Genomic DNA, 25,698 nt, shown 5'->3' with positions numbered 1-25,698 from the left:
AAAGCCTTCGGCGACAGTGGGGCTGGCCGATTAGCTCGACCTGCGGTCAGCTGACCCTGGGCACGGGTCATCCGCGACCTTGCCGTATCCCTATGAGCGGGAAGCGGCGGGGTCCTTCGGGTCGGGGCCGAAGCGGTTCGGGCCGGACGTGCCGGACTTCAGGAGGAAGACCAGCAGGAGGATCGTGCCAACCAGCGGGATCAGAGCGAGCAGAACCATCCAGCCGGAACGGTCGGTGTCGTGCAGACGTCGCACGGCGACCGCGAGTGACGGCAGCGCAAGCGCGAGGTTCACGACCACGACGACGGCAATCGTGTCCAGCGCTCCATTGAGGAGCGCAGCCGCCACGCCGATTACGATCAGGAAGAGGGTGAACCACCAGTATTCAGCGCGGCGAGCCCGCCCACTGAACCCGACATATTTAGTAAGTGCCGAACGAACGGCATCGACAAACGACATAGCAACTCCAAATTCCACAGTGCTGAGCACAACTGGCCGGCTGATCCTGCCACAGCCATCGCGGCTACGCATAACCGGAATGCCAACAACCCGGCCCATTGTCCACAATGTCCGTACCTGGTCAGGCGGACGCCCACCCACTATGGACGACGCCGTCAAATGCAGGATTGTAAATATCGATAGACTTAGCTAAAGGCAGTCGCTTGACCGTACGCGCTGCTCAAGGATCGAATTCCGGATCGGCAGAGCTTCAGGCCGAGGCGCGATTCGACCACGCCGAAGGCGACGACGCCGGCGACGGCGACGGCCGCGTGGACCTCAGCGGGCACAACGCCAGCGACTCCCGGTCGGCCAGCGGGAGCGGTGCGGGAGTTGGTGGCGGCGGGACAACCGCCGGCTCCATCGACGGAGTCGGGAGCACGAGGGCACCACTGCCAGGCGGGGGGGTGGTGGCGCTGGTGGACGAGCCGGCACCGGCCACGGCGAACAGCGGCATGGCAACCGTACCGGCGAGTAACGCCACCGTCAACAGGTAACCACGGGAGGGAGCAGCGCCCCCGGGGGCACGGTGCGCGCCGACGACCCGTCGGTAGCCGCCGCCCGAGCGGTGCCGGCCGACGAGGGGAGGGCCCGCCGCGTCACCCGACTCGGACACGTCACCCTCCTCGTCGTGGTCTCCGCCGACGAGAGTGACTCAACCGGGCGGCTACGGTGCTGGCAGTACCCTCACCCTGACTCAGTCACACTGGGTAGGCCAACCAGAACAGCGTGTCGACACGCCAGATACGCCCAAAGTAACCCCAACAGCCCGGTATTCGGTGTTGCGCCGCCGCCGGAGGCACTCTGGTATTCGGCCCCGGAAGCGGGCGCCCGGCAGGACGCGGACGGGCCGGACTGTGGGCGTGCTCACGTGTGATGCGAGTATGGACCACGACGGCAACGCAGCCGGAACCTCCGCGCACCCCGCAGGCGGTACGGCTGGACGCCGGCGCTCCCGAACCGGATCCACTCCCCTGGATCCGGCTCACGCCGCGCGGCAACCCCCACCGGGGCTAGGCGTGGCCGCCAGGATCTTGTCCGGCAGCAGTCGGGCAGGCGCACGAGTTGCGCGTCGTCGGGTTACCCCCGACGTCGACGCAGACACGACAGGGAGAGACGGATGGCAAAAGGCGACCCCGGGGTCAGCACCCGCGGCCGGCGGGCCGTACCCCGATCCAGGAAGGGCGCGACCGGCGACCCCGAGCTGGTGCAGCTACTCACCCCCGAAGGTGAGCGCATCGAGAGTGTGACCGGGCCGGACGGCACCGAGTACCGGGTCGACTTCACCGACGAGGAGTACCGCAGCTTCTATCGGGACCTGGTGCTGGTGCGGAAGCTGGACGCCGAGGCGACCGCCCTGCAGCGGCAGGGCGAGCTGGGCCTCTGGGCGAGCCTGCTCGGCCAGGAGGCGGCCCAGGTCGGTTCCGGCCGGGCGCTACGTACGCAGGACATGGCCTTCCCGACCTACCGGGAACATGGCGTCCTCTACTGCCGGGGCATCGACCCGATCATGCCGCTGGGCCTGTTCCGCGGAGTCGACCAGGGCGGCTGGGACCCGAACGAGTTCAAGTTCAACATGTACACGATCGTGATCGGGGCGCAGACCCTGCACGCGACCGGATACGCCATGGGCATCACCATGGACGGCAAGACCGGCACCGACGAGGGCGAGGCGGTGATCGCCTACTTCGGTGACGGCGCCACCAGCCAGGGCGACGTCAACGAGGCGTTCGTCTGGGCCAGCGTCTTCAACGCGCCGATGGTCTTCTTCTGCCAGAACAACCAGTACGCCATCTCGGAGCCGCTGGAGCGCCAGACGCGCATCCCGCTCTACCGGCGGGCCGCCGGCTTCGGCTTCCCCGGCATCCGGGTGGACGGCAACGACGTACTGGCCAGCTACGCGGTGACCCGGCACGCGCTGGACAACGCGCGGCACGGGCAGGGGCCGAGCCTGATCGAGGCGTACACCTATCGGATGGGGGCGCACACCACCTCCGACGACCCCACCCGGTACCGGATCGCCAGCGAGGTCGAGGCCTGGCAGGCGAAGGATCCGATCGCCCGGATGAAGACCTTCCTGATAAAGCAGAAGATCGCCGGCGACGACTTCTTCGCCGAGGTGGACGAGCAGGCCAAGCGCGAGTCGGTGCACCTGCGCGAGCGGGTGCTGGAGATGCCGAACCCGGAGCCGAACAGCATGTTCGACCACGTCTACCCCAACGGATCGCCCCTGGTTGACCAGCAGCGGGCGCAGTTCACGCAGTACCTGGAGTCGTTCGAGGGGAGCGCGCACTGATGGCTACGGAGACCCTCACCCTCGGCAAGGCCCTCAACGCCGGCATGCGCAAGGCCCTGGAGAACGACCCGAAGGTCGTGATCATGGGCGAGGACGTCGGCAAGCTCGGCGGCGTGTTCCGGATCACCGACGGGCTGCAGAAGGACTTCGGTGACCAGCGGGTGATCGACACCCCGCTCGCCGAGTCGGGCATCATCGGCACCGCGGTCGGCCTGGCCATCCGCGGCTACCGGCCGGTCTGCGAGATCCAGTTCGACGGTTTCGTCTACCCGGCGTACGACCAGATCGTGTCGCAGGTGGCGAAGATGCACTACCGCTCCCGCGGCAAGCTGAAGATCCCGATGGTGATCCGCATTCCGTTCGGGGGCGGCATCGGGGCGGTGGAGCACCACTCCGAGTCGCCGGAGGCGTACTTCTCCCACACCCCCGGGCTCAAGGTCGCCACCTGCGCCAACCCGCAGGACGCGTACGTGATGATCCAGCAGGCCATCGCGTCGGACGACCCGATCGTCTTCCTGGAGCCCAAGCGCCGCTACTGGGAGAAGGGCCCGGTCGAGGTCGACCAGCCGCTGCCGGAGGCCTACCCGCTGCAGGCCGCCCGGGTCGCGCGGCCGGGCACCGACGCGACCCTGATCGCGTACGGGCCGATGGTGCGCACCTGCCTGGACGCGGCGACCGCCGCCGCCGAGGACGGCCGTGAGCTGGAGGTCATCGACCTGCGCACGCTCGCCCCGCTGGACCTGGGCCAGGTGTACGAGTCGGTGCGCCGCACCGGTCGGGCCATCGTGGTGCACGAGGCGCCGTCGAACATCGGCCTCGGAGCCGAGGTCGCGGCCCGGATCACCGAGGAGTGCTTCTACTCCCTGGAGTCGCCGGTGCTGCGGGTGACCGGCTACGACATCCCCTACCCGGCTTCCCGGGTGGAGGAGGAGTACCTGCCCGACCTCGACCGGGTGCTCGACGCCGTCGACCGCACCTTCGGCTGGTGAGTGAGATGTCACGAGTCAAGGAATTCAACCTGCCCGACCTGGGCGAGGGCCTGACCGAGGGAGAGATCCTCAGCTGGCTGGTCAAGGTCGGCGACACGATCGAGCTGAACCAGCCCATCGTCGAGGTGGAGACCGCCAAGGCGGCGGTCGAGATCCCGGCGAAGTGGGCCGGCCGGGTGCAGTCGATCTTCCACGCGGAGGGCGCGACCGTCGAGGTCGGAACGCCGATCATCGCGATCGACACCGACCCGACCGCCGGCCCGCTGGAGACGCCGGAGCCGACCGGCGGTGCCGCGAAGGGCTCGTCGGCGGCGGGGGAGGTTGCCAAGGGCGCGGCTGAGTCCGGCCAGAACGACGACGCCGAGTCCGGTAAGCGCACTCCCGTGCTGGTGGGCTACGGCCCGCGTACCACCGCCGCGAAGCGCCGCCCCCGCAAGGGTGTCGCTCCAGCCGCGCCAGCCCAGGCGGCTCCCGTACCGGCCCAGGCGGCTCCCGTACCGGTTCAGGCGGCTCCCGTACCGGTTCAGGCGGCTCCCGTACCGGTTCAGGCGGCTCCCGCGCCGGTTGCCAGCGGGCCGAGTACCGCCGGCAACGGGCACAGCGGTCCGGCCGGTGGCGCTCGGGTGCTGGCCAAGCCCCCGGTACGCAAGCTCGCGAAGGATCTCGGGGTCGACCTGTCCACCCTGACCGGGTCGGGTCCGCTCGGCTCGATCAGCCGGGAGGACGTACGGCAGGCGGCGAGCGGCACTCCGGCGGCGGCGGAACCGCTGGCGGCCGTCGCGGCGGTCGGTGGCCCGGCGGCGAACGTCGGGGTGCACCGCGAGCAGCGGATCCCGGTCAAGGGGGTCCGGAAGCTGACCGCGGAGAACATGTCCCGCTCGGCGTTCACCGCGCCGCACGTGACGGAGTTCCTGACCGTCGACATGACCCGGGCGATGAAGGCCCTGGACCGGCTCCGCCAGCGGCGGGAGTGGCGGGATGTCCGGGTCTCCCCGCTGCTGCTGGTCGCCAAGGCCGTGCTGTTGGCCGTCCGGCGGCACCCGATGGTGAACTCGGCCTGGGCGGGCGAGGAGATCGTCGTCAAGGACTACGTCAACCTCGGCATCGCGGCGGCGACCGAGCGGGGCCTGATCGTGCCGAACGTGAAGGACGCGGGGCGGCTCACCCTGCGGGAGTTGGCGGACTCGCTGACCGATCTCGTTCAGACCGCCAAGGCCGGAAAGACCTCACCGGCGGACATGTCCGGCGGCACGTTGACCATCACCAACGTGGGGGTCTTCGGCGTGGACACCGGTACCCCGATTCTGCCCCCGGGCGAGTCGGCGATCCTGGCCTTCGGCGCGGTCCGCAAGATGCCGTGGGTACACAAGGGCAAGGTCCGGCCCCGCCAGGTCACCACGCTGGGGCTCTCGTTCGACCACCGGATCATCGACGGGGAGCTCGGGTCACGCTTCCTGCGGGACATCGGCGATTTCCTGGCCGATCCGGAGGCGGCGCTGCTCGCCTGGACCTGACCGGTAGCGATCGGCTGATCCACTGACGGCCGGTGTGCCCGGGGTTGACGCCCCGGCACACCGGCCGTCGCCTTTGGCGAGACACCCTTCGGCCAAACGGCCTACTTTCCTTAGATCTTTCGGCTCGTGTCCCAGCTCACCTAAGAATCGTTGGCGATCTCGGGCCCGGTTGCGCTTCAATTGGTGTCAGCAGGGGCTACCGACAACCGAATAGCCAGGAGTGAGACCCATGAGCATGATCGATCGTTTCCGCAGCCGTCGCGACGCCAGCCGCCGCGCCCGTGCCATCGAGCGCGCGGTGCGTTCCGCCAATTCGCCGGCGGTCCGCGACGAGATCCTCACCATCGCGCAGCGTCAGATGTACTGACCCGCCCAAGACTTTTCTCGCCTCCTCACAGAAGGCCCGTCCGGCTCCGCCGGACGGGCCTTCGGCGTTCCCCGGTGCGCACCGTCGACCGGGTCCTGTAGCGGTTGACACCGGGATTTCGCCGTCACCCGTCGCCCGGTACGGTGGTGTCCGGTCGTCGCCCCGATGCGGCAGGGCGGTTCCGGGATCGAAGCCAATCGGGACCGCCCGGCAACGCGGAGTAGCGGTCCGACGCTCCCGAAACCTCCCTTCAGGAGGACCGGATACGGTGCGGAGGGCGGCCGGGGCGCACGGTCCGGCGATGCCGGTTTCCGTGCCGCGCATCGGCATCCGCGGCCGAAGCTGATGGAGGAGGCGCACGCATGACGTCCGAAGGCACGCACCACCCCGGCCAGCAGCCGGAAGAGGCGTCGCCGGGCGCTGGCGGACCGACGCCATACGGCGACCGGCCGGCGCAGCAGGACAACGGGTACGCCGCGGGGCAGCCGGATCTGGGCTGGGCGCCTCCGCCCCCCGCCCACCCAAGCCCGCCCGGGCCCGCCTGGGCAACCGAGGCACCGCCGGCCCCCGCGTGGGGCACCGCTGCGCCGCCGGAACCAAACGTGGCACCCGCTTCTGCGGGTTGGGCACCGGCCACGGAGGCGCCGCAGCCGGAGCCGGGACGCAGCGGCCCACCCGAGGCGACCTGGGCTCCGCCCCCGGCCGCCGAACCGACCTGGACGCAGCAGCCGCCCCCGGTCGTCCGGGCCACGGCGCAGGTGCCCCAGCCAGCGCCCAGCCAGCCCATGCCGGATGCACCCCCGGCGAGCGGCCGAGCGACACCGACTCCCGAATGGAACGTCGGAGCCGGCCAACCAGACCCGGCACCGTCGGGCGGCTGGGCACCCGAGGCAGCCGCTTGGGCCCCTGGGAGCCCCGCCGTCGCCACCAGCAACGAGGGCGGCTGGCAGCCCGGGGAGCCGCCGTCGAGTTTCACCGGCACGGCTACGCCCGGCGAGCGTCCCGCACAGCCCTGGGTACCCGCACCACGCAGCGCGGCCGACGGGTTGAACATGCCCGGCATCGAACCGTGGGCGCCGGAGGAGGCCTGGGGTAACGCCGAACGTTCGGCGGCTGCCGGGCAGGAGCCGGCCGGCCCCGAGGAGCCTGCGGTCTACCAGCCAGCGCCGGGCCCCGGCATCTCCCCCGCCAATGCGGTCCCGCTCCCGCCGCAGGAACAGCGGATACCCGGCGCCAGCCTGGCGGCCAGCCCACCGGCCGACTTCGCCGCCCCACCACCACCGGCCGACTTCGCGGCACCACCACCGGCTGACTTCGCCGCGCCACCACCACCGGCCGACTTCGCCGCCCCACCACCACCGGCCGACTTCGCCGCCCCACCACCACCGGCCGACTTCGCGGCACCACCACCGGCTGACTTCGCCGCGCCACCACCACCGGCTGACTTCGCCGCNCCACCACCACCNGCTGACTTCGCCGCCCCACCACCACCAGCTGACTTCGCCGCGCCGCCGGGCGCCCCGGAGCCTGTTCGCCCCGACCCTGGATTCGAGGCAGGCCAGCACGGCTGGCCCCCGCCGGCCGGGCCGGGCGAGCCCTCCGCGCCCCCGGCGGTGCCCGCGCCGCGCACGTCCCCGGAGGCCGCCGAACAACCCGCTTCCCCGGCAGCCTCCGGCGGCGTTTCAGCCAGCGCCGCTGTGCCGATGGGCAGCCGGGTGACGCCCCCGGACGACCCGGCCCAGGTAACCCCCATGCCAGCGCCACAGCCACGCGTGTACGGCCGGCCCGCGCCGCCGGAGCCAGCCGAGCCCGAGGGCTACCAGGCCGACCCGCAACGATTCGCTCCGGCGGGTCTGCCGGAGGACGGCCAGGACACCGGGCTCGACGCCAACCGTGGCTTCGGCCCAACCAACGGACCAAGCCCGGACGGCGGCTTCGGTCCGGACGGCGGCTTCGGTCCGGACGGCGGCTTCGGTCCGGACGGCGGCTTCGGTCCGGACGGCGGCTTCGGTCGCGGCGGCGAGGATCGCCCCGCCGATCCCGCCGGCTACGCGCCCGTCGTGCCAGCTCCCGCGGCGCCCTTCCCGCCGAGCATCCCCACCTTCAGCGACGCCCCGGCCAGCGACCGACCGGTCAATGGCACCCGGCCACACCCGGGCGAGGAACGCCCCGCCGACCGGTTCGGCGAGCCGGTGACGGGGACCGCCAACGTCAACAGCACCACCGCCTTCCCCCCGCAGCCCGAGTCGGCGTTCCCACCACCGGCACAGTCCCCAACCCCAGCCTGGGACCAGGCCCAACCCCCAACCTCAGCCTGGGACCAGGCCCAACCGACAGCGCAGCCCTCAACCCCACCCTGGGACCAGGCCCAACCGACAGCGCAGCCCTCAACCCCACCCTGGGACCAGGCCCAACCGACGGGGCAGCCCTCAACCCCACCTTGGGACCAGAACGGCTCGGCCAGTTCGGACGCGGACCAAAGCCGCTTCGACGCGTTCCAGCCGATCGCCGAACCGGCCGCCGACGCGCCTGTCCCGAAGATCCGTAACGGCCGGGTGCTGGCCGGGGTGATTGTCGCCGCGGTGCTGATCCTGGCCATACCGCTGGGGCTGCTCATGCTGCTCGGCCTAATCGGCGGGGACGATTCGGCAGAGAGCTTCAACCCAGCGGTCGGAAGCTGCGTCAAGCAGTCGGGGGAAACGGCGGAGGAGGTGGACTGCGGTGACGCGGAGGCACACACAGTGGTGTCGAAAGTGAACTCCGAAGAAGAGTGCCCAGGGTCGAGACTGATACTTTCGGGCTCCGGTAGCGACCGCGTGCTCTGCCTCGAAAAGACCAACTGAACAGCCCGACGTGATGGTGGGGCCACAGTCGACCTGTGGCCCCACCATCGGTCGTTTCGGCAGGAAAACAGGAATCAGCTACAACGCCAGCCAGCGGTACTGCCGCGCCTTTACTTATCGGAACCGCAGACGCTATACGGTGCTGCCGGCGGTTGGGGTAGGAACCCAACTTGTATCGTTGTTGGCCGGATCTTCCCCCTCCACCGGTAGATAGCAGGCGCTGGCCAGAATCAGAGCAAGGCCATCCCTACTTTTGTTTGTGCTGATACTCATCGTGATGTCCGTTTCCGAGTCACGCATCGAGACACTACCTCCAGTGTCGTCATCGAAGACGTGATCCTCGGTAATCTCGTAGCCCTGCTGCTGCCACATATCGCGGATCCGACCCAAGGTACTGATCTGCTCTTCTGGATCGATCCACATTCTGGCGAAGCCGGCCAGATCCCAACTGCCATTATCGGCAATTTCCCCAAATCGACCCATGCAGGGAGCGGTATTGACGCGCCAGTTCTCCAACGAGGCCCCCGCAGCGGCAGCAGCGGCCTGAACACGATCGTCAGCTTGAGCGGCCACCTCGGCTACAGGCTTGGTCTGCAACGGTTCGTCCTTTCCTAGCGGGGAGCCTGCGCCGTCGGCACAGGAAGCGGCCAGAATCAGCACGACGGAAAATGCAGCAGTACGCCGCCACACTTTCTGCCGAAGGAAGGTCATGGCGCACTCCCACTCTCGAGAACGGCTGCCTGGTAGTGGCCCAGAATAACTGCCGCCTGGGACCTCAGGCTCTGGCTGCCGTTCTCCCAATATCCGCTGTGGCCGGGTGTGTCGATTTGCAAAACGTTGCCACCAAAGTCCGCGTTGTGGGGTGCGGGTCCATGGATTCCGTCGATATCATCGGCCACCCAATCCCCAATTAACGGCGCCTTCCGAATGTGATCGGTGTACGTCTCTGGCCGAGCGACGAAGGTGTCATCGGCTGCGGCACCTGCCCACACGTGTTGAGCGTCTACGTTGAACTCGCTGGCGCTGTCGACCCGCATACCGGGGCTGCCAACCGCGATCAGGTCGTCTGCGGCGAGACCGTCACCGGTGCTGGCCGCCTCTCCCAGGACGGTCGAGCCATAGCTGTGCCCGACGACGGTGACATGGGAGGCGGTCCCATCATGGGAGGCACGCAGCCCGTTGACGAAGCCGTCGAGCGCCTCAGCGCCAGCTTCCGACTTGCCCCCAAAAACCGCAGAAGGTATGTCGGTATCGAGCGACGGAGTGTCGTAGCCGAGCCATGCGACAACGGCGACATCTGACTTGGCGGGTTCGAGTTCAAACGCGGCGTCCTGCAGGCGGTCGGCCCGGCGGATCAGTCCACTGATGTCGTCGAGCTCGGTGCCGACGCCGGGGACGAGGACGGCGGTGTGGGCAGCCGCGTCCGGGTTACCAATGGAGACGGCCGCCTTCCCATCGCCGCCCGGGTCAACCGAGAGCAGGTACAGGCGCTTGTGCTGCGGGTTACTCTCCGCACCCTCGAGCTTGTTCAGCAGCATCAGTGCGGTCGCGTGCTGCGGGCTGTCCTGGTTGCGGTCGTTGACGTTGTCGCCGATGAAGTTACGCAACACCAGCTGGTTGGCCCTATCCCGGTCAGCGGCGGGCAATCCGTCGAGAGCGCCGATCCGTCCCGGGTAGCCGGTCAGATAGATGTGCCGATCATCGTCGGGCAGCTCGCCCCACCACGCCCGCACGTCTGCCGGGTCGCTGTCCGGGGCCGGGATACCGCTCGCGGAGAGCCCAAGGGCTGCCGCGGCGGCCAGGGCGCCGTCACTGGTCTTGTTGTATTCCCAGGCGTGCTGCCCCGGCAGGTCGCTTGGAAGCCGGGCCAACGCCCGGGCGATGCGAGCATCGGCCTCGGTGGCCTCCGCGACGAGCTTCGCGATCAGGTCACCGTATATCGACGCGTTTTGCACATCTCGCCGGTAGATGGGCTCCGCGTCCGGGTCATTCCTGCCCGCCGCCGGTATGGGTGGTGCGGATACCCGGCCGGTGTCGCTCACGACGAGGCCCAGGAAGCGGGCTGCCTCGACGGCCGACAGCAGTCTCCGCTGTAAGTCCTCGAACTCCTCGGCTGCTTGCCGCAGCACACTGGCGGCCGTCCGGATGCGCAAGCTCGCGACCTCGAACTCGTCGTCGAGCTGGTCACACCGGTAGAACGCCGCGTGGGCAGCCGGCCCCTCCCAGCCCGACGAGCGGAGCGGACCGGTCAGGTCAGCACCGCACCGCTGCTCCAGCTTCGCGCAGGCCAGGGAGAGTTCCGTCCAGGCGTGCGCGGCGTAGCGAAGCGGGGTGAGGCGGGCCTGGCGCAAATCGGCGTAGGTGACCATCGAGCGCTCACCTCCCGCGGATGTCGAAGTGAGCGGCGTTGGCCTCGTCGCTGTAGCGATAGTCCCGCGCGCAGTCGCCAAAGGCGTCTCCGAGCTGGTCGAGGTAGCCGGTCAGCCTGGTGAGGTCGGCCAGCCAGGACTCGTGAAGCTGCTCCAGTGCGGCTCGGGTCTGCCAGCCCGGCAAAGCGGAGACAGCCATCCCCGTCTCGTCCCCGATGTCGGCCGCTTCGCGCCGCAGATCCTCGCGGAGGTCCACGCAGACGCGAGCCGCCCTCTCCAACAAGTCCGGTGTCACCCGAAGCTCCGTCACCAGCGCTCCCCCAAGCTTGACGTGGAGCTCATGGTAGTGGCGCTGTCGCGGTTCGGAGATCCCGCGGCCATCGCCAGGGAGGCTTCGCTACCAGAGACGACTCGAAGCTCGACCGCAACGACGAACGCGCCCGCCCCAGGTCGGGACGGGCGCGTTCGGAGGATAGGTCAGTCGCGTCCTGGGAGCTGGGCGACGAACGCCCGCCACGACGCCGGCCCGAAGACCAGCGCCGGGCCGGTCGGGTCCTTGGAATCCCGAACCCCCACCACACCGGGCAGATTGCCGGCAACCTCAACGCAGTCGCCGCCGTTACCGCTGCTGCGGCTGCTCTTGCGCCAACGCGCCCCGGTCAAGTCCATGATTCAGCCACTTCCCTCAGAAGATCAACTGACTGCCAGTGGGACAACGCCTCACCGCGCACGTTCTCCCACACCTCCAGTATCGCCGCTACGTCGTTCGGGGTGCTAACCATCTCCCCCTCCAGCTGGCTGTCCAGGTAGACCGCCATCCGATGGTCCGCACCGGTGCCGATGACGAACGGCCCGTTGAGGCCCGCGTAGGCGCCGACGGTCAACGGCACCACGTGCAACCGGATGTGTGGGGCCGCGCACGCTGCCAGCAGCGCCGACACCTGCTCGCGCATCGTCTCCCGGCCGCCGACCGGGCGCCGGAGGGCGACCTCGTCGACCACGGCCGCGAACTGCGGCGGGTCCTCCCTGGTGAGGATGGCCTGCCGCGAGAGCCGGGTGGCGACGAGCCGGTCGACCGCCGTGCGCCCCCGCAAACCCCCACTGGACAGCACCGCGCGTGCGTAGGCCTCGGTTTGCAGTAAGCCGGGAACAACCAGCGGCTGATATGACCGCAGCGACGTCGCCTCGCGCTCGAATTCCTGCCACGGGCGGAACCAGACCGGATTGCGACGTCTCGAAGTGTCCGGCCATATGTCCTCCTTGTCCACACCGAGCGCATCCGCCGCCGCCGTACGGTGCGCCGGGTGCGGAACATGATCCTTTACGAGCCACCGCGTCGTCGTTTTCCGATCAACCCCGACCCGTTCGGCGAGCGATTGAGCGGTGTGGCCAGCCTCGTTCATGGCCAGCCGAAGTGCCTCGTTCATGGGCCCCTCCGGAAGGCATTTCGGATGTCTTCGGACCATACGTGGATGGGGTTTTACTGTCCACTACTGATAACCAGACTGATCCGCGAAACGGCGCAAGCCGGTGGAGGTCCTATCCCGCCGGAGGCGCTGTCGGACCGCCCCCACCCGAGGGGGCGGTCCTCCAATACCAAGGAGATCCAAATGCGAATCCGCTGGTTCAGTCGGCGCCGGAAAAACGCCGCACCGCCCCGCCCGCATGGCACGAACGCGCCGTACCGCGCCCCAGCCCCGAGCCCGAACCGCCCCACGAACCTGCCGGTCAACCTGCCGGCGTGGATGACCCAACCCACCCTCGCCGAACCCCAACCCGGACGCGTCGGCCGACTCGGCCCCCACCCCCAACACCCACGCCACCGCACCAGAAACCAACCACCCCACACACCCCTACGACCCACCTGGACCTGCCGCGCCTGCGGCCACCCCTGGCCCTGCGCCGAAGCCCGCCTCCTCCTCAAAGCCCAATACGAAACCCAACAACCAAGCCTCACCATCTACCTCGCCGGACTCTGCTACGAAGCCATGCACGACCTCTACCACCTCAACCCCCACGACGGACCAAACCCCCGCGAACTATTCGATCGTTTTGTTTCATGGGGGCCGTTCCGTCGCTCGGGCTGCTGAGCACCGCGATTCGGCTTTCACAACCGGTGATTAAAGGTTTCCAGCCAAGGAGCGCAATGCGGATCGTAAAGACTCTGCCGCCCCAACGGGCCGCACTCGCCGCGGCACTCGCCGTCCTGCTGCTCGCCGCAGCCCCCGCGACCCCAGCCCTGACGGCGGCAGCACCATCCGAACCCACGGCCGCCCGTTCCCAAGCCCCTCAGTCCAGCGATGACATCGATCCCGTCATACGCGAGGAAATGCTTCGGCAAAGCGCTACCGGGCCTGCCCAACGCGTCATCATGGCGGAGCAGCTGACCACCCCGCAGTCCGGCTTCGCCAGCCTCGCCTACAGCGACGGTGGCCTCATCCTCTACTGGAAGGGTGAACTCACTTCCGGGATGCGCGCAGCGCTGACCCAGGCCCGTCGCTGGTGCAGCGTAGCCGTCAAGCCGGCGGCTCACTCCGACGCCGAGCTAAAAGCCGCTGGGCGCAAAATCTGGAACGCCACGCGTGATCGGCGCACCGGCATCCATTCGATCGGCTATATGGCCGATGGCAGTGGGCTGGAGGTGGCGCGCATCCCTCCGGACGAGTCGGCGCGATCGGCGGGAGACAGCCGCGCCACCGAGCCGATCACGCCCCTCGCCCGGCTGGTCCAGGAAGCGGGGGTGACGGTGCCGGTCACCATCGTCGACATCACCGAACCCATCGGGCTGCTGGCCTACACCCAGGAAGCCACGCTGACCGACAGCCCGGAAGCCACCTCGACCGACAGCACGGAAGCCACCTCGACCGACGCCGCCGACCAACACAACCCGTAGCAAGCGCCCGCGTCGTTTTCCGCATCACGTTCGCTCATCCACGGGGGCACCTGCATCGTTGCCGTGGGAGGGTTGCCCCATGGCAACCGCGCCTCGCGTCCGAGCACCCGAGCTGAAGGGCCGTCGCTGGCTGAACACCGGCGGACGAGACCTGACCCTGGCCGACCTTCGAGGCCGGATAACCGTCCTCGACTTCTGGACCTTCTGCTGCATCAACTGCCTACACGTACTCGACGAGCTACGGCCAATCGAGCAGAAGTACGCCGACGTACTCGTGGTCATCGGCGTCCACTCGCCCAAGTTCGAACACGAGAAGGACCCGGACGCCCTGGCCGACGCCGTCGAACGGTACGGCGTGCACCACGCGGTGCTCGACGACCCCGAACTGAACATGTGGCAGCAGTACGCTGCCCGGGCCTGGCCGACCCTCGCCGTGATCGACCCCGAGGGGTACGTGGTGGCCACGATGGCCGGTGAGGGACACGCCGAGGGCCTGGTCCGGCTCGTGGACGACCTGATCGCCACCCACGAAGCCAAGGGCACCCTGCACCGGGGCGACGGCCCGTACGTGCCCCCCGCCGAGCCGGAGACGACGCTGCGCTTCCCCGGCAAAGGCGTCGTACTCGACAACGGGAACCTGCTGGTGTCGGACTCGGCCCGGCACTCCCTCGCGGAGCTGGCCCCCGACGGCGAGACGCTGCTGCGCCGGATCGGCACCGGCGCGCGCGGTCGGGCCGACGGGCCGGCCACGGCGGCCACCTTCGCCGAGCCGCAGGGGCTCTGCCTCCTCCCGGCTAACGTCACCCGGCTGGTCGGCTACGACCTGGTCGTCGCGGACACCGTCAACCACCTGCTGCGCGGCGTACGCCTCGACACCGGCGAGGTGGTCACCGTCGCCGGCACCGGCCGGCAGTGGCGTTCCACCGTGGATGACCACGCCCACGACGCCCGCTCGGTCGACCTCTCCTCCCCCTGGGACCTGGCCTGGTACGACGGCCGCCTGGTCATCGCCATGGCCGGCATCCACCAGCTCTGGTGGTTCGACCCGGTGAAACGCACCGCCGGCATGTACGCGGGCAGCACCGTCGAGGCCCGCAAGGACGGCCCGCTGGCCGAGGCGTGGCTGGCCCAGCCCTCCGGCCTGTCGGTCTCCGCCGACGGCAGCCGGCTCTGGGTGGCCGACAGCGAGACCAGCGCGGTCCGCTACGTCGAGAACGGCGCCCTGCACACCGCGGTCGGGCAGGGGCTCTTCGAGTTCGGGCACGTTGACGGGCCGGCCGCGCAGGCGCTGCTCCAGCATCCGCTGGGGGTCTGCGCGCTGCCCGACGGGTCGGTGCTGATCGCCGACACGTACAACGGGGCGGTCCGTCGCTACGACCCGGAGACAGACGCGGTCGGCACGGTCGCCGACGGGCTCGCCGAGCCGAGCGACCTGCTGCTCACCCCGGACGGCGAGGTACTGGTCGTGGAGTCCGCCGCCCACCGACTGACCCGACTCGCGCCGGGCGCGCTCACCGCCGCCGGGGCCAGCACGGTCGACGGCCCACGGCACCGCGCCGAACGGAGACCGACCGAGCTACGCGCCGGCGAGGTGACCCTGGAGGTCATCTTCACCCCGGCGCCCGGCCAGAAGCTCGACGACAGCTACGGACCGTCCACCCGGCTGGTGGTCACGGCGTCCCCGCCGGAGCTGCTGCTGACCGGCGCGGGCACCGGCACCGAGCTGACCCGCCAGCTGGTGCTCAACGACTCGGTACCCGAGGGGGTGCTCCAGGTGACCGCCCAGGCGGCGACCTGCGACGCCGACGTGGCGCACGCCGCGTGCCACCTGACCCGGCAGGACTGGGGCGTACCGATCTGGGTGGTCGACGACGCCGCCGACCGCCTCCCGCTGGTGCTGCGCGGCATGGACACCGGAGCCGGCGCGGAACCCGGCACCTGAACCGGGGCGCGGGGGTCCCGCGACGCTACTACGCCCGCCCCGCACCTCCCGTGAACGGGGCGAGCGGGACCCCCGCGTCCACCAACACGGCGCGAATCAGCTCGGCGCAGCGCACCGCGCCGGGGGTGTCGCCGTGCAGGCAGATCGACTGGACCGGGCAGGGAATCACGGTGCCGTCGACCGCCACCACCGCCTGCTCGGTCGCCATCCGGAGCGCCTGCTGGGCCATCTGCTCCGCGTCGGTGACTAGCGCGTCCGGGGCGCCCCGAGGCACCAGCCGGCCGTTGGGCTGGTAGCCCCGGTCGGCGAAGCCCTCGCTGACCGCCCGCAGCCCGGCCCCGTTCGCGAGCTGGGCGAGCACCGAGCCGGACGGGCAGAGCAGGGAAAGTTGGGCGTCGTACTCGGCGACCGCGGCGACCACCGCCGCCGCCTGCGACTCGTCGTGGGTGACGGCGTGGTAGAGCGCGCCGTGCGGCTTGAGGTAGCGGACCCGCGTCCCGGCGACCCGGCAGAAGCCGTCGAGCGCACCGAGCTGGTAGATGACCTCGTCGCGCAGCTCGGCGAACTCGTACGCGATGTGCCGGCGGCCGAAGCCCACCAAGTCCCGGTAGCTGACCTGGGCGCCCACCATGACTCCCCGCTCGGCGGCCCCGGCGCAGACCCGGCGCATGGTGACGGCGTCGCCCGCGTGGAAGCCGCAGGCGACGTTGGCGGAGGTGACCAGGTCCAGCAGCGCGGCATCGTCGCCGAGCCGCCAGACGCCGAGGCCCTCACCGAGATCCGCGTTGAGGTCCATAGAACCTCACCGTAGTCCCTGGCCGGGCCTGCGCGAGCGGGGTCACGTCAACCACCACCCCGACAACCGGGTACCCCCCGGTGGTCGGATGGTCGGCGAGGAAGACCAGGGGTTGGCCGTCCGCCGGCACCTGCACCGCCCCGAGTACCAGACCCTCGCTGGGCAGTTCCCCCGACACCGCGCGGGGCAGCGGCGCCCCGGACAGGCGGGCGCCGACGCGGTTGCTGACCGGGGTCAGGGTGTACGCCGTACCGAACAACCGGTCGAGTGCGGGTGCGGTGAACCAGTCGACGCGTGGACCGAGGCGCAGCTCCAGCCGTACCTGCTCCGGTGCCGGCACGGTCGGGGTGACATCCACCGGGGCGGGCGGCCCGGCCGGCGCGCCCACGGGGAGCCGACCGCCGTCGTGCAGCGGGGGCGGGCCGAGCCCGGAGAGGGTGTCGGTGGCCCGGCTGCCGAGCACCGGTTCGACGGCGATCCCGCCGGCGACGGCGAGCCAGGACCGCAGCCCGGTGCGGGGCGGACCGACCCGCACCGGCGTACCCGCCGGGACCGCGAGCGGCCGCCCCACGTCGCCGGGACGCTCACCGACGTGGACGGAAGCGTCCGCCCCGGTCACCGCTACCGTGGTCGCGCGACGAAACCGCAGCTCACACCCGGTCAGGGTGATCTCCAGACCGGCGGCGCCCTCCGGGTTGCCGACCAGCCGGTTGGCCAGCCGGAGCGCGCCCGGGTCGAGGGCGCCGGAGCGCGGTACGCCGAGGTGCGCCCAGCCGGGCCGGCCGAGATCCTGCACGGTGGTGAGCATGCCGGCCCGCCGCACCTCGACCACGCCGCCGCTGCCGGCCACGGCGCTGCCGGCCACGGCGCTGCCGGCTGCGGGCGCGTTGGGTGGCTGCGGCCCGGCGGGCCGGGTGCCGGTCATGCCGGTACCAGCCGCACCCGGGTGCCGGGCGTGAGCCGGGCCGGTGGGTCGGCGTGCACGTCGAACAGGGGCAGGTCGGTGTGGCCGACGAGCAGCCAGCCGCCCGGCGAGGCGGTCGGATAGATCCCGGCGTACGGACCGGCCAGCGCGACGGAGCCGGCCGGGACCCGGGGGCGGGGGGTCGGCAGCCGGGGCACGGCCAACCCGACCGGCAACCCGGTCAGGTACGCGAAGCCGGGCGCGAAACCGCAGAAGGCCACCCGGAACTCGGTGTCGATGAGCCGGCGTACGACGGTCGGCACGGCGACGTCCCAGTGGCCGGCGACGGTCGGCAGGTCCGCCCCGTCGTAACGCACCGGAACCTCGACAACGTCGGTGCCGATATCCGTGCCGCCGGTGCCGGGGGACGGGCCGGCGGTGCCGGGGGACGGGTCCCAGGTGCCGAGGAGGGCGGCGGTGTGGGCCGGGTCGGTGAGGCCGTCGAGCAGCACGGTGCGGGCCGCCGGGATGATCTCGACCACGTCCAGGTCGCCCCGTTCCCGGCGGCGCCACAGCTCGGCTCGCCACGCCTCCACCTGGTTGGCGTCGGAACAGTCGAGCAGCAGGGCGTGCGCCCCGACCGGCCGGATCCGCATCCCGCTATCTTTCCGGACCGCGCCGGGTTCCGGAACGAGCCGGTGCCGGGCGGCCCGTTGGCGCAGCCGACCCGGGCGGCCCGCTGGCGCAGCCGATCCGGGCGGCCCGCTGGCGCAGCTGAACGCCCACCCGCTCGGCCACCGGTTACGTGACCATCGGCACTACCACCAGGTAACCTACGGCGTCGTAACCTGTTGGCGTGACCTCCTCCGCACCAACCCGCCTCAAGCCGACCGACCTCGGCAAGCCTCGGATGCGCGGCTGGCTGCACGCGTACGCGTTCTTCGTCGCCATCGTCTGCGGGATCGTCCTCTGCTCCATCGCCGCCGCCCGATCCGGCTGGTCGCCGCTGATCAGCACCCTGATCTACAGCCTGACCGTCTGCGGGCTCTTCGGCACCAGCGGGCTCTACCACCGGCGGGTGTGGTCCGAGCGCGGCTTCCAGGTCATGCGGCGGATGGACCACTCGATGATCTTTATCTTCATCGCTGGTACGTACACGCCGCTCTGCGTCCTGCTGCTGGAGCCCCGACCGGCGACGATCATGCTCGCGCTGGTGTGGGGTGGCGCACTCGGGGGCGTGGCCCTCAAGCTCATGTGGCCGCACGCCCCACGCTGGGTCTCCGCGCCGCTCTACCTGGCGCTCGGCTGGGTCGCGGTGGCGATGCTGCCGGACATCCTCCACGCGGGCGGGGTGTCCGCCCTGGTCCTGCTGATCGTTGGCGGTGCGATCTACAGCATCGGCGCGGTGAGCTACGCCCTGCGCCGGCCCAACCCGTGGCCCACGGTCTTCGGCCACCACGAGTTCTTCCACGCCTGCACCCTGGTCGCCGCGACCTGTCACCACATCGCGATCTACTTCGCCCTCTTCGCCTAGCCCTCCGGTCGGTTGGAACTCCAATCGGGCAAGCTGGAGGCATGACGGACACGCAGGCCCAGAACCGCACGCTGGTGTTGCTTCGGCACGCGAAGGCGGAGGCCCCTGGCGACCAGCCGGACGTGGACCGGCCGCTGACGGCGCGGGGGCGAGCGGACGCGGCGGCGGCCGGCGCGTGGCTGGCCCACCACGGGCTCCTCCCGGACGTGGTGATCTGCTCCTCGGCCCGCCGTACCCGGGAAACCTGGCACGGCGTGGCGATGGGGATGACCGGGGCGCCACCGGAGGACGGCTCCGCCGGCCCGGCTCCCGACGTGCACTACGCCGACGACGCGTACGAGGCGCATCCGGCGGATCTGCTGGCCCTGGTGCGGCGGGTCGAACCGACCGCCCGGACGGTGTTACTGATCGCCCACAACCCCGGCGTGTCGCAGCTGTCGATTCTGCTCGACTCCGAGCAGGCGGACCGGGACCCGCAACGGACCAGCCAGGCCGTGGTGCACCGCACCACGGCGGAGTGGGCCGGCCTCGGCCGCCGGGACACCGTCATCACCGCCGAGCACACCGCCCGCGGCTGAGCCGCTCAGCCGGGCGGGGCCGCACACCAAAGTCGCGGCGGCCCACCTGAGCCGCTCAGGACGGCGGCGCTGTCGGCGGCGGCGGGTCCGGCGGCGGCGGCATCATCGCGGTCGGATGCGACAGCCGGTTCTCCTCCACGATCAGCGTCCGGGCCCGCTTGCGCCGGTCCTGCCAGAACCACACCGTGGTGAGGAGGACGGCCAGCCCGGCCAGGATGAAGACCCAGCCGACCGCGCGCAGGTCAACCCACCAGACGTTGGCCCGGACCGCGAAGGTGAGGATCGCCCCGAGGGCGATCAGGAAAATACCGCTACCAATGCCCATGTGCGCTGCACTCCCCCGTGCGATGGCTCTGGGCGTTCTCTGCCTGACCTGATGCCGGTTACCCGCCGCCGCCGCACCGCAACCCCGTCCGGGCCGGCAACCCCGCCCCCCGGGCCCGTAAACCCCATCCCGGGCGGGGTTGCGGTGCGGCGCGAGCGTCGGAGCCAACGCGACGGCCGGCGGGTCACCCCGCCGGCCGTCGCTGCTGCCGGGTCTGCCCCGGATCAGGCCCTACCCGTCGAAACGGATCAGAACGCCTCCTCCGGGAGGTCCATGACGCTCAGGTCAACGTTCTCGATGATGCGCCGATCGGCACCGATGCGCGGTAGCACCTCACGGGCGAAGAACCGGGCGGCGGCCACCTTGCCGGTGTAGAAATCCCGGTCGGTGCCGGGGTCACCGGCGAGCGCCGTCAGCGCCACGTCGGCCTGCCGCTGGAGCAACCAGCCCACCACCACGTCACCGATGGCGAGCAGGAACCGGCGGCTGCCCAGGCCGACCTTGTAGAGCGCCCGGGTCTCGCCGCCTTGCGCCTCACCCAGCCAGCCGGTCAGCGTGCCGAGGATGCTCTGGATCTCACCGAGGGCGCGGCCGAGCGCCTGCCGCTCCTCCTTGAGCTGCCCGTTGCCGCCTTCGGCGGCGATGAACTCCTGGATCTCGCCGGCGACCGCCATCAGGGCCTTGCCGTTGTCCCGGACGACCTTGCGGAAGATCAGGTCGAGGCTCTGGATCGCCGTGGTGCCCTCGTACAGAGTGTCGATCTTGGCGTCCCGGACGTACTGCTCCAGCGGGTAGTCCTGGAGGAAGCCGGAGCCACCGAAGGTCTGGAGGGACTCGTGGCCGAGCAACTCGTACGCCCGCTCCGAGCCGACCCCCTTGACCAGCGGCAGCAGCAGGTCGTTGACCCGCTTGGCGAGCTTGACGGTCTTCTCGTCGCCGGCCGCCTCGGCGATGGCGACCTTGTCCTGCCAGCCGGCCGTGTAGCAGACCAGGGCCCGCAGCCCCTCGGCGTACGACTTCTGGAGCAGCAGCGAACGGCGTACGTCCGGGTGGTTTGTGATCGTGACCCGGGGGGCGCTCTTGTCGGTCATCTGGGTCAGATCGGCGCCCTGCACCCGGTTTTTGGCGTACTCGAGTGCGTTCAGGTAGCCGGTGGAGAGGGTGGCGATCGCCTTCGTACCGACCATCATCCGGGCGTACTCGATGATCATGAACATCTGCCGGATACCGTCGTGCTTCTCACCCAGCAGCCAGCCCTGGGCCGGCACGCCGTGCTCGCCGAAGGTCAGCTCGCAGGTGTTCGAGACCTTCAGACCCATCTTGTGCTCGACGTTGGTGGCGAAGACGCCGTTGCGCTCGCCCAGCTCGCCGGTCTCCTCGTTGAAGTGGTACTTCGGCACCACGAAGAGGGAGAGGCCCTTGGTGCCCGGGCCACCCACGCCCTCGACCCCGACCGGCCGGGCCAGCACATAGTGGACGATGTTGTCGCTGAGGTCGTGCTCGCCGGAGGTGATGAAGCGCTTGACGCCCTCGATGTGCCACGAGCCGTCCGGCTGCGGGATGGCCCGGGCGCGGCCGGCGCCGACATCCGAGCCGGCGTCCGCCTCGGTCAACACCATCGTGGAGCCCCAGCCCTGGTCGATGAAGAGCTTGGACCACTTCCGCTGCTGCTCGGTGCCCTCAACGTGCAGGACGTGCGCGAACGAGGGGCCGGAGGCGTACATCCAGACCGCGGCGTTGGAGCCCAGTACCAGCTCGGCCAGCGACCACCAGAGGGCGCGGGGTGCGTTGCTACCGCCGAGCTCCTCGGGCAGGTCCAGCCGCCAGAACTCGGCGTCGATGAACCGGCGGTACGACTTCTTGAACGACTCCGACAGCGGCGCGGTGTGCGTCGCCGGATCGAAGACCGGCGGGTTGCGGTCGCTGTCCGTGTAGCTGGCTGCCAGGTCTTCCCGGGCTAGCCGGTCGACCTCGACGAGGAAGCTCCGGGCGGTGTCGACATCCAGCTCCGTGTAGGGAGCCTGGCTGAACGCCCGGTCTGCCCCGAAAACCTCGAACAGGTTGAACTCAAGGTCCCGAAGGTTGCTCTTGTAGTGGGTCATGATTGCTGGCCCCGCTTCCGGACGCGTGTTACCGATCAGTAACCCTGACTGTATTACTCGCGGGTAGGCAACGACAAGCCCCTCACCCCTCCGCCGCGCCAACCTCCCAACTCGGCACGGCGGCCGAACCCCCGGGCCGGGTACCGGTGTACTCCATCAGGACCAGCGCGATGTCGTCGTCGAGCCGGTCATACACCCACTCGACCAGCGCTGCCTCCAGAGAGGCCAACCCGTCGGCCACAGTGCCATGCCCAAGCAACCGCCAGGCCCGATCGGCGGTCGGAAAGAACTCACCGTCCCGCCGGGCCTCGCCGAGCCCGTCGGTGAACAACAGCAGCCGGTCGCCCGGCTCCAACCGCTCCACCCGGGCCCGCACCGCCGGCATGAACCCCAACGGCGGCGCCGGCGCCGGCGGCTCCAACGTAATCACCGCCCCCCGACGCAACAACAACGGCGCCGGATGTCCGCAGTTCACAATGGTCAGGGTGCCACCCCGCTCCTCGACCAGAGCCGCGGTCACGAAGTCCTCGTCCCCCCCGCTGCGGGCCACCGCCCGGTCCAGGTCCGCCACGACCGCCCGCAAATCCGCCCGCTCGTACGCCACATGCCGGTAGGAGCCCAGCACGATGCTGGCCAACCGGACCGCGTCCAGGCCCTTACCCCGAACATCCCCAATGATCATGCGTACGCCGTACGGCGTGTCCAGGGCCTCGTACAGGTCGCCGCCGATCTCCGCGGTGGCCGTGGAGGAGATGTACCGGGCGGCGACGGCCAAGGGGCCCACCTGTGGACCGAGCGGACGGAGCACCGCCTGCTGGGCAACCGTGGCGAGCCTCGACAACTCCTCGATCCGCTCGGTCTGCCGCTGCCGGACCGACGCCATGGTGGCCGCCAACGCGGTGCCCAGGGCGATGCCAGCCACCGCGACCGCAGCCGGCAGGGACCGGACCCCCTCGGCCAACGCGAAGCCAACGCCGAGGAAGACGGCCACGACCCCCACCCCCAGTACCACCTGCCAGGAGGCCAGGACGGCGGCCAGGAACGGGGCAGCGGCCAACAGGGCGATGTAGTTGGCCCCGCTGCCGTCGGTGCTCTCCAGCGCCGAGACGACTACGAGCAGGGCAAGGGCCGCGCCGAGGCCGGCGCGGGATCCGGGGCCCAGGGGGCCGCGGCCCAGCTGGGAAAGCTGTGTACGTACGAGGGACAGCATGCCTGATGGAGCGCGACCGTTGAATGAACCTGACCTGACATCCGAGGCGGTTCTGACTGGCCGGGTCACCCCGGGAAGCCGTTCGCGGTCGGCGGCGGGAAACCGTTCGCGGTCGGCGGCGGGAAGCCGTTCGCGGTCGACGGCGGGCTCAGCCCAACACCTCGTACCGGACCTCGACGTGCCCGGCGTCCAGTGGGGCGATCACCGCGAAGGCCGCCTGGGACAGGTCGATGCAGCGCCCCGTGACGAACGGGCCCCGGTCATTGATCCGCACGGTCACCGACGTACTGGTAACCGGGTTGGTGACCCGCACCATCGTGTCGAACGGCAGGGTCTTGTGGGCGGCGGTCATCGCCGAGGGGTCAAAGACTTCCCCGCTCGCCGTCAGCTGCCCCTCGGAGTAGTAGGAGGCGCCGCAGGACCCGCTCTCCACCACGGTCGGGTCGGTGCTGGTTGACGTGGTCGCCGTCGGCTGCGGCGGGCTGGATCTCGCCTTGCTCCGGGACGGCGCCTCGCTCTTCCGGGCGGGCGTGGGGCTCGCGGCTGGAGTAGCCGGGGCGCTGGCGCTCGGCGGAACACTCGCCGAGGCGCTCGGTGAAGCGGAGAGCGGGGCGGGTGTGGCGGACGGAGAGTCAATCGTGGTCGGCGCGACCGCGACGGACCGGTCGGACTCGTCGGCAGAGGTCAGCCGGACGGTACCCACGGTCCCACCGATCGCGAGCACGACACCGACCGCCGCGGTTGCCGCGACGCCGGTCGGGGAGACCCTTCGGGTACGCGCATGCCTGCCGGCCACCAGCCCGATCCTTTCGCCAACTGAAGAAAACGGGTCGGACCGTAACGAGCGAAGCACATCCGAAGTCAACGTGATCATGGAGGTATTGCCTGATTTATGGCGAAACGAATAGCCGATCATCCGATCGGCGGTGGTCCGCCCAGCCGATCGCCGGCGGTGGACCAGAATGGCGGCATGCGCCCCGAGCTGAGTGGACGTCTCGCCGAGCTGATCCGTTGGATCGACCCGGGACCGGGTGCCACCCATCTGGTCAGTGACATCTCCGGCTGGTGGCGGGACCCGATGGTGCTGGCCCGCCTCGGCCCCGCCCTGGTCAAACCCTTCCAGCAGTCCCAACCGACGGTAGTGATCTCCCCGGCGGTCACTGGCTACCTACTCGGACCACTCGCCGCGACGGCGCTCGGCATTGGCTTCGTCGCAGCCCACAAGCCCGGTGATGGTCGCCTCCCCCCGGGCACGCTCACCTGGGCACAGGGGCCGCCGGACTATCGCGGGCGGCGACTCGACCTCGCCGTACGAGACCAGAACCTCGACGCCGGGGACCGGGTGCTGGTGGTGGACGACTGGGTCTCCACCGGAGCCCAGGTGCGCGCCCTCTACGACATCTGCGCGGCCCGGGGCGCCACCCCGATCGGCACCGCCACGGTGGTGGCCGACTGTTCCCCGGAGGTCGCTGCGGAGCTCCGGATCCAGAGCCTGCTCACCGGCGCCGACCTCACCCCCTGAGCCGCAGTCGAGGCAGCTCGGTCAGCCGGTCAGCCGGCGCAGCTCCGGCAGCTGGGAGGCGACCTCCTCCAGGACCGCCTCCTCCCCCGCGTACCAGCTACTGGACCGGGGCCAGTGGGTGATCACATCCGTGAAACCGAGTGCCGCGGCCCGCTCCACCTGCTCGGCGAAGAATTCCGCGCTACGGAGCGAGAAGACCGGCGCGGAATCCACCAACAGGTGCCGGTCGAGGGAACCTGGCTCGCGGCCGACCGAGGCCAGCGACTTGTCCAGCCGAGCGGCCAACTCCGCCACCCCGTCCCACCACGCCTCCAGGTCGTCGGTGGTGGGCCCGGTGGTGACCCAGCCTTGGCCGTACCGGACCGCGAGCCGCATCGAACGAGGTCCGTTGGCGGCGACAACGAACGGCACCCGGGGCGTCTGGACGCAGCCCGGGTTGTTCCGCGCGTCCACCGCGGTGAACCAGTCACCCCGCCACGTCGTCCCATCCTCGCGCAACACCAGGTCGAGCAGCTCGACGAACTCGCTGAACCGGTCCACCCGCTGCCGCGGCGGAAGGGTCTCGCCGCCGAACACCGCGGCGTCGAACCCGATGCCGCCCGCGCCCAGACCGAGCAGGGCCCGACCGCCGGACACATCGTCGAGGGCGGTGACCTGGCGAGCGAAGGCGGCCGGGTGCCGGAAGTTCGGCGACGCGACCAGGGTGCCCAGCCGGATCTGCCGGGTCGTGGCCGCGGCGGCGGTCAGGGTGGTCATCGAGTCGAACCAGGGCCCGTCCACCAGATCCCGCCAGCCCAGGTGGTCATAGGTCCAGGCGTGGTCGAAGCCCCACTCGTCCGCCTGCCGCCAACGCCGCTCCGACTCCGCCCAGCGCTGGTCTGGAAGGATCACAATGCCGATCCGCATGATCACCAGCCTATCCCCTTCCCCTGACAGCACCCCGGTGGCCAGGGAGAAGGCTCGGCTGGTACGCGAGCGGACTCACCCAACTGCTGATCCCCGTACGCAGCGAGGCG

General features: G+C 70.4%; 26 protein-coding genes. 11 read left to right on the top strand and 15 right to left on the bottom strand.

Annotated features, from left to right (window positions below):
* Positions 1-90 precede the first annotated feature (90 nt).
* Complete coding sequence (locus tag SALPAC2_RS0117240; RefSeq protein ID WP_018217882.1) at positions 91-459, bottom strand: DUF805 domain-containing protein; 369 nt, start codon at positions 457-459, stop codon at positions 91-93.
* A 250-nt stretch (positions 460-709) separates the two neighbouring features.
* Positions 710-1,114, bottom strand: a complete 405-nt coding sequence (locus SALPAC2_RS27355) for a hypothetical protein (RefSeq protein WP_162561361.1) — start codon at positions 1,112-1,114, stop codon at positions 710-712.
* Between the two features lie 504 nt (positions 1,115-1,618).
* On the opposite strand from SALPAC2_RS27355, the gene pdhA reads away from it, so the two are divergent.
* From pdhA to SALPAC2_RS0117205, 5 genes are all read left to right on the top strand, one after another.
* On the top strand, positions 1,619-2,794 hold the full coding sequence (gene pdhA, locus SALPAC2_RS0117225) for a pyruvate dehydrogenase (acetyl-transferring) E1 component subunit alpha (RefSeq protein ID WP_018217880.1): 1,176 nt from the start codon (positions 1,619-1,621) through the stop codon (positions 2,792-2,794).
* Positions 2,794-3,783, top strand: coding sequence for an alpha-ketoacid dehydrogenase subunit beta (locus SALPAC2_RS0117220; RefSeq protein ID WP_018217879.1), 990 nt, complete (start codon positions 2,794-2,796; stop codon positions 3,781-3,783). Before pdhA ends, SALPAC2_RS0117220 begins: the two co-directional genes overlap by 1 nt.
* Positions 3,784-3,788: 5 nt before the next feature.
* Positions 3,789-5,297: a dihydrolipoamide acetyltransferase family protein gene (locus tag SALPAC2_RS0117215; RefSeq protein ID WP_018217878.1), complete on the top strand. Its 1,509-nt coding sequence runs from the start codon at positions 3,789-3,791 to the stop codon at positions 5,295-5,297.
* A 229-nt stretch (positions 5,298-5,526) separates the two neighbouring features.
* Positions 5,527-5,664: a hypothetical protein gene (locus tag SALPAC2_RS27565; protein ID WP_018217877.1), complete on the top strand. Its 138-nt coding sequence runs from the start codon at positions 5,527-5,529 to the stop codon at positions 5,662-5,664.
* A 362-nt stretch (positions 5,665-6,026) separates the two neighbouring features.
* Positions 6,027-8,507 carry an LppU/SCO3897 family protein gene (locus SALPAC2_RS0117205; RefSeq protein ID WP_026184828.1) on the top strand — a complete coding sequence of 827 codons (2,481 nt, stop codon included), beginning with the start codon at positions 6,027-6,029 and terminating at the stop codon, positions 8,505-8,507.
* Positions 8,508-8,639: 132 nt separating this feature from the next.
* On the opposite strand, the gene SALPAC2_RS28020 is transcribed toward SALPAC2_RS0117205, so the two are convergent.
* From SALPAC2_RS28020 to SALPAC2_RS0117180, 5 genes are all read right to left on the bottom strand, one after another.
* Complete coding sequence (locus tag SALPAC2_RS28020) at positions 8,640-9,218, bottom strand: hypothetical protein (RefSeq protein ID WP_223874086.1); 579 nt, start codon at positions 9,216-9,218, stop codon at positions 8,640-8,642.
* On the bottom strand, positions 9,215-10,876 hold the full coding sequence (locus SALPAC2_RS0117195; RefSeq protein ID WP_018217876.1) for an alpha/beta hydrolase: 1,662 nt from the start codon (positions 10,874-10,876) through the stop codon (positions 9,215-9,217). Before SALPAC2_RS0117195 ends, SALPAC2_RS28020 begins: the two co-directional genes overlap by 4 nt.
* A 7-nt stretch (positions 10,877-10,883) precedes the next feature.
* Entirely contained in the window at positions 10,884-11,186 is a 303-nt protein-coding gene (locus tag SALPAC2_RS0117190) for a WXG100 family type VII secretion target (protein WP_026184827.1), read from the bottom strand.
* Between the two features lie 167 nt (positions 11,187-11,353).
* Positions 11,354-11,545, bottom strand: coding sequence for a DUF397 domain-containing protein (locus tag SALPAC2_RS0117185; protein WP_018217874.1), 192 nt, complete (start codon positions 11,543-11,545; stop codon positions 11,354-11,356).
* The gene (locus SALPAC2_RS0117180; RefSeq protein ID WP_018217873.1) at positions 11,536-12,303 is read right to left on the bottom strand and encodes a helix-turn-helix domain-containing protein; all 768 of its coding nucleotides are present in this window, start codon (positions 12,301-12,303) and stop codon (positions 11,536-11,538) included. The genes SALPAC2_RS0117185 and SALPAC2_RS0117180 overlap by 10 nt, the downstream gene beginning before the upstream one ends.
* A gap of 318 nt (positions 12,304-12,621) precedes the next feature.
* Here SALPAC2_RS0117180 and SALPAC2_RS28015 point away from each other — a divergent pair, with 318 nt between their 5' ends.
* The 3 genes from SALPAC2_RS28015 to SALPAC2_RS0117165 all read left to right on the top strand — a co-directional run bounded on the left by SALPAC2_RS28015 (position 12,622) and on the right by SALPAC2_RS0117165 (position 15,711).
* Complete coding sequence (locus tag SALPAC2_RS28015; RefSeq protein WP_026184826.1) at positions 12,622-12,966, top strand: hypothetical protein; 345 nt, start codon at positions 12,622-12,624, stop codon at positions 12,964-12,966.
* Positions 12,936-13,769, top strand: coding sequence for a hypothetical protein (locus tag SALPAC2_RS0117170; protein ID WP_223874085.1), 834 nt, complete (start codon positions 12,936-12,938; stop codon positions 13,767-13,769). Before SALPAC2_RS28015 ends, SALPAC2_RS0117170 begins: the two co-directional genes overlap by 31 nt.
* Positions 13,770-13,848: 79 nt before the next feature.
* Entirely contained in the window at positions 13,849-15,711 is a 1,863-nt protein-coding gene (locus tag SALPAC2_RS0117165; protein ID WP_018217871.1) for an NHL domain-containing thioredoxin family protein, read from the top strand.
* Positions 15,712-15,739: 28 nt separating this feature from the next.
* Here the strand turns inward: SALPAC2_RS0117165 and SALPAC2_RS0117160 are convergent, their stop codons facing one another.
* From SALPAC2_RS0117160 to SALPAC2_RS0117150, 3 genes are read right to left on the bottom strand one after another with little or no spacing between them, the layout of a single operon-like run.
* On the bottom strand, positions 15,740-16,507 hold the full coding sequence (locus SALPAC2_RS0117160; protein ID WP_018217870.1) for a LamB/YcsF family protein: 768 nt from the start codon (positions 16,505-16,507) through the stop codon (positions 15,740-15,742).
* On the bottom strand, positions 16,482-17,432 hold the full coding sequence (locus SALPAC2_RS0117155) for a 5-oxoprolinase subunit C family protein (protein ID WP_018217869.1): 951 nt from the start codon (positions 17,430-17,432) through the stop codon (positions 16,482-16,484). The genes SALPAC2_RS0117160 and SALPAC2_RS0117155 overlap by 26 nt, the downstream gene beginning before the upstream one ends.
* Positions 17,429-18,067: a 5-oxoprolinase subunit B family protein gene (locus tag SALPAC2_RS0117150; RefSeq protein WP_018217868.1), complete on the bottom strand. Its 639-nt coding sequence runs from the start codon at positions 18,065-18,067 to the stop codon at positions 17,429-17,431. Before SALPAC2_RS0117150 ends, SALPAC2_RS0117155 begins: the two co-directional genes overlap by 4 nt.
* Positions 18,068-18,267: 200 nt before the next feature.
* Between SALPAC2_RS0117150 and trhA the strand changes: the two genes are divergently transcribed.
* Both trhA and SALPAC2_RS0117140 read left to right on the top strand, forming a co-directional pair.
* Positions 18,268-18,945, top strand: coding sequence for a PAQR family membrane homeostasis protein TrhA (trhA, locus tag SALPAC2_RS0117145; RefSeq protein ID WP_018217867.1), 678 nt, complete (start codon positions 18,268-18,270; stop codon positions 18,943-18,945).
* Between the two features lie 41 nt (positions 18,946-18,986).
* Entirely contained in the window at positions 18,987-19,523 is a 537-nt protein-coding gene (locus tag SALPAC2_RS0117140) for a SixA phosphatase family protein (RefSeq protein WP_018217866.1), read from the top strand.
* Positions 19,524-19,578: 55 nt separating this feature from the next.
* Here SALPAC2_RS0117140 and SALPAC2_RS0117135 read toward each other — a convergent pair whose 3' ends face one another.
* The 4 genes from SALPAC2_RS0117135 to SALPAC2_RS0117120 form a co-directional block, all read right to left on the bottom strand.
* Positions 19,579-19,848, bottom strand: a complete 270-nt coding sequence (locus tag SALPAC2_RS0117135; protein WP_018217865.1) for a DUF6458 family protein — start codon at positions 19,846-19,848, stop codon at positions 19,579-19,581.
* A 248-nt stretch (positions 19,849-20,096) separates the two neighbouring features.
* A complete protein-coding gene (locus tag SALPAC2_RS0117130) occupies positions 20,097-21,950 on the bottom strand; it encodes an acyl-CoA dehydrogenase (protein ID WP_018217864.1) in 1,854 nt (617 codons plus the stop codon).
* Between the two features lie 82 nt (positions 21,951-22,032).
* Positions 22,033-23,160 (bottom strand): PP2C family protein-serine/threonine phosphatase, encoded by a 1,128-nt coding sequence (locus tag SALPAC2_RS0117125; protein WP_018217863.1) that lies wholly within the window; start codon positions 23,158-23,160, stop codon positions 22,033-22,035.
* A gap of 148 nt (positions 23,161-23,308) precedes the next feature.
* Positions 23,309-23,956 carry a septal ring lytic transglycosylase RlpA family protein gene (locus tag SALPAC2_RS0117120; protein WP_026184825.1) on the bottom strand — a complete coding sequence of 216 codons (648 nt, stop codon included), beginning with the start codon at positions 23,954-23,956 and terminating at the stop codon, positions 23,309-23,311.
* Positions 23,957-24,130: 174 nt separating this feature from the next.
* Between SALPAC2_RS0117120 and SALPAC2_RS0117115 the strand changes: the two genes are divergently transcribed.
* Positions 24,131-24,682, top strand: a complete 552-nt coding sequence (locus tag SALPAC2_RS0117115; RefSeq protein ID WP_026184824.1) for a phosphoribosyltransferase family protein — start codon at positions 24,131-24,133, stop codon at positions 24,680-24,682.
* Between the two features lie 21 nt (positions 24,683-24,703).
* Here SALPAC2_RS0117115 and SALPAC2_RS0117110 read toward each other — a convergent pair whose 3' ends face one another.
* Positions 24,704-25,594 (bottom strand): LLM class flavin-dependent oxidoreductase, encoded by an 891-nt coding sequence (locus SALPAC2_RS0117110; RefSeq protein WP_018217859.1) that lies wholly within the window; start codon positions 25,592-25,594, stop codon positions 24,704-24,706.
* Positions 25,595-25,698 lie beyond the last annotated feature (104 nt).

This window comes from Salinispora vitiensis, from assembly GCF_000378825.1.
Classification (GTDB): Bacteria; Actinomycetota; Actinomycetes; order Mycobacteriales; family Micromonosporaceae; genus Micromonospora; species Micromonospora vitiensis.
Note: the sequence above shows the minus strand (reverse complement) of the source record. Positions and strands in the feature narration are given on the sequence as shown.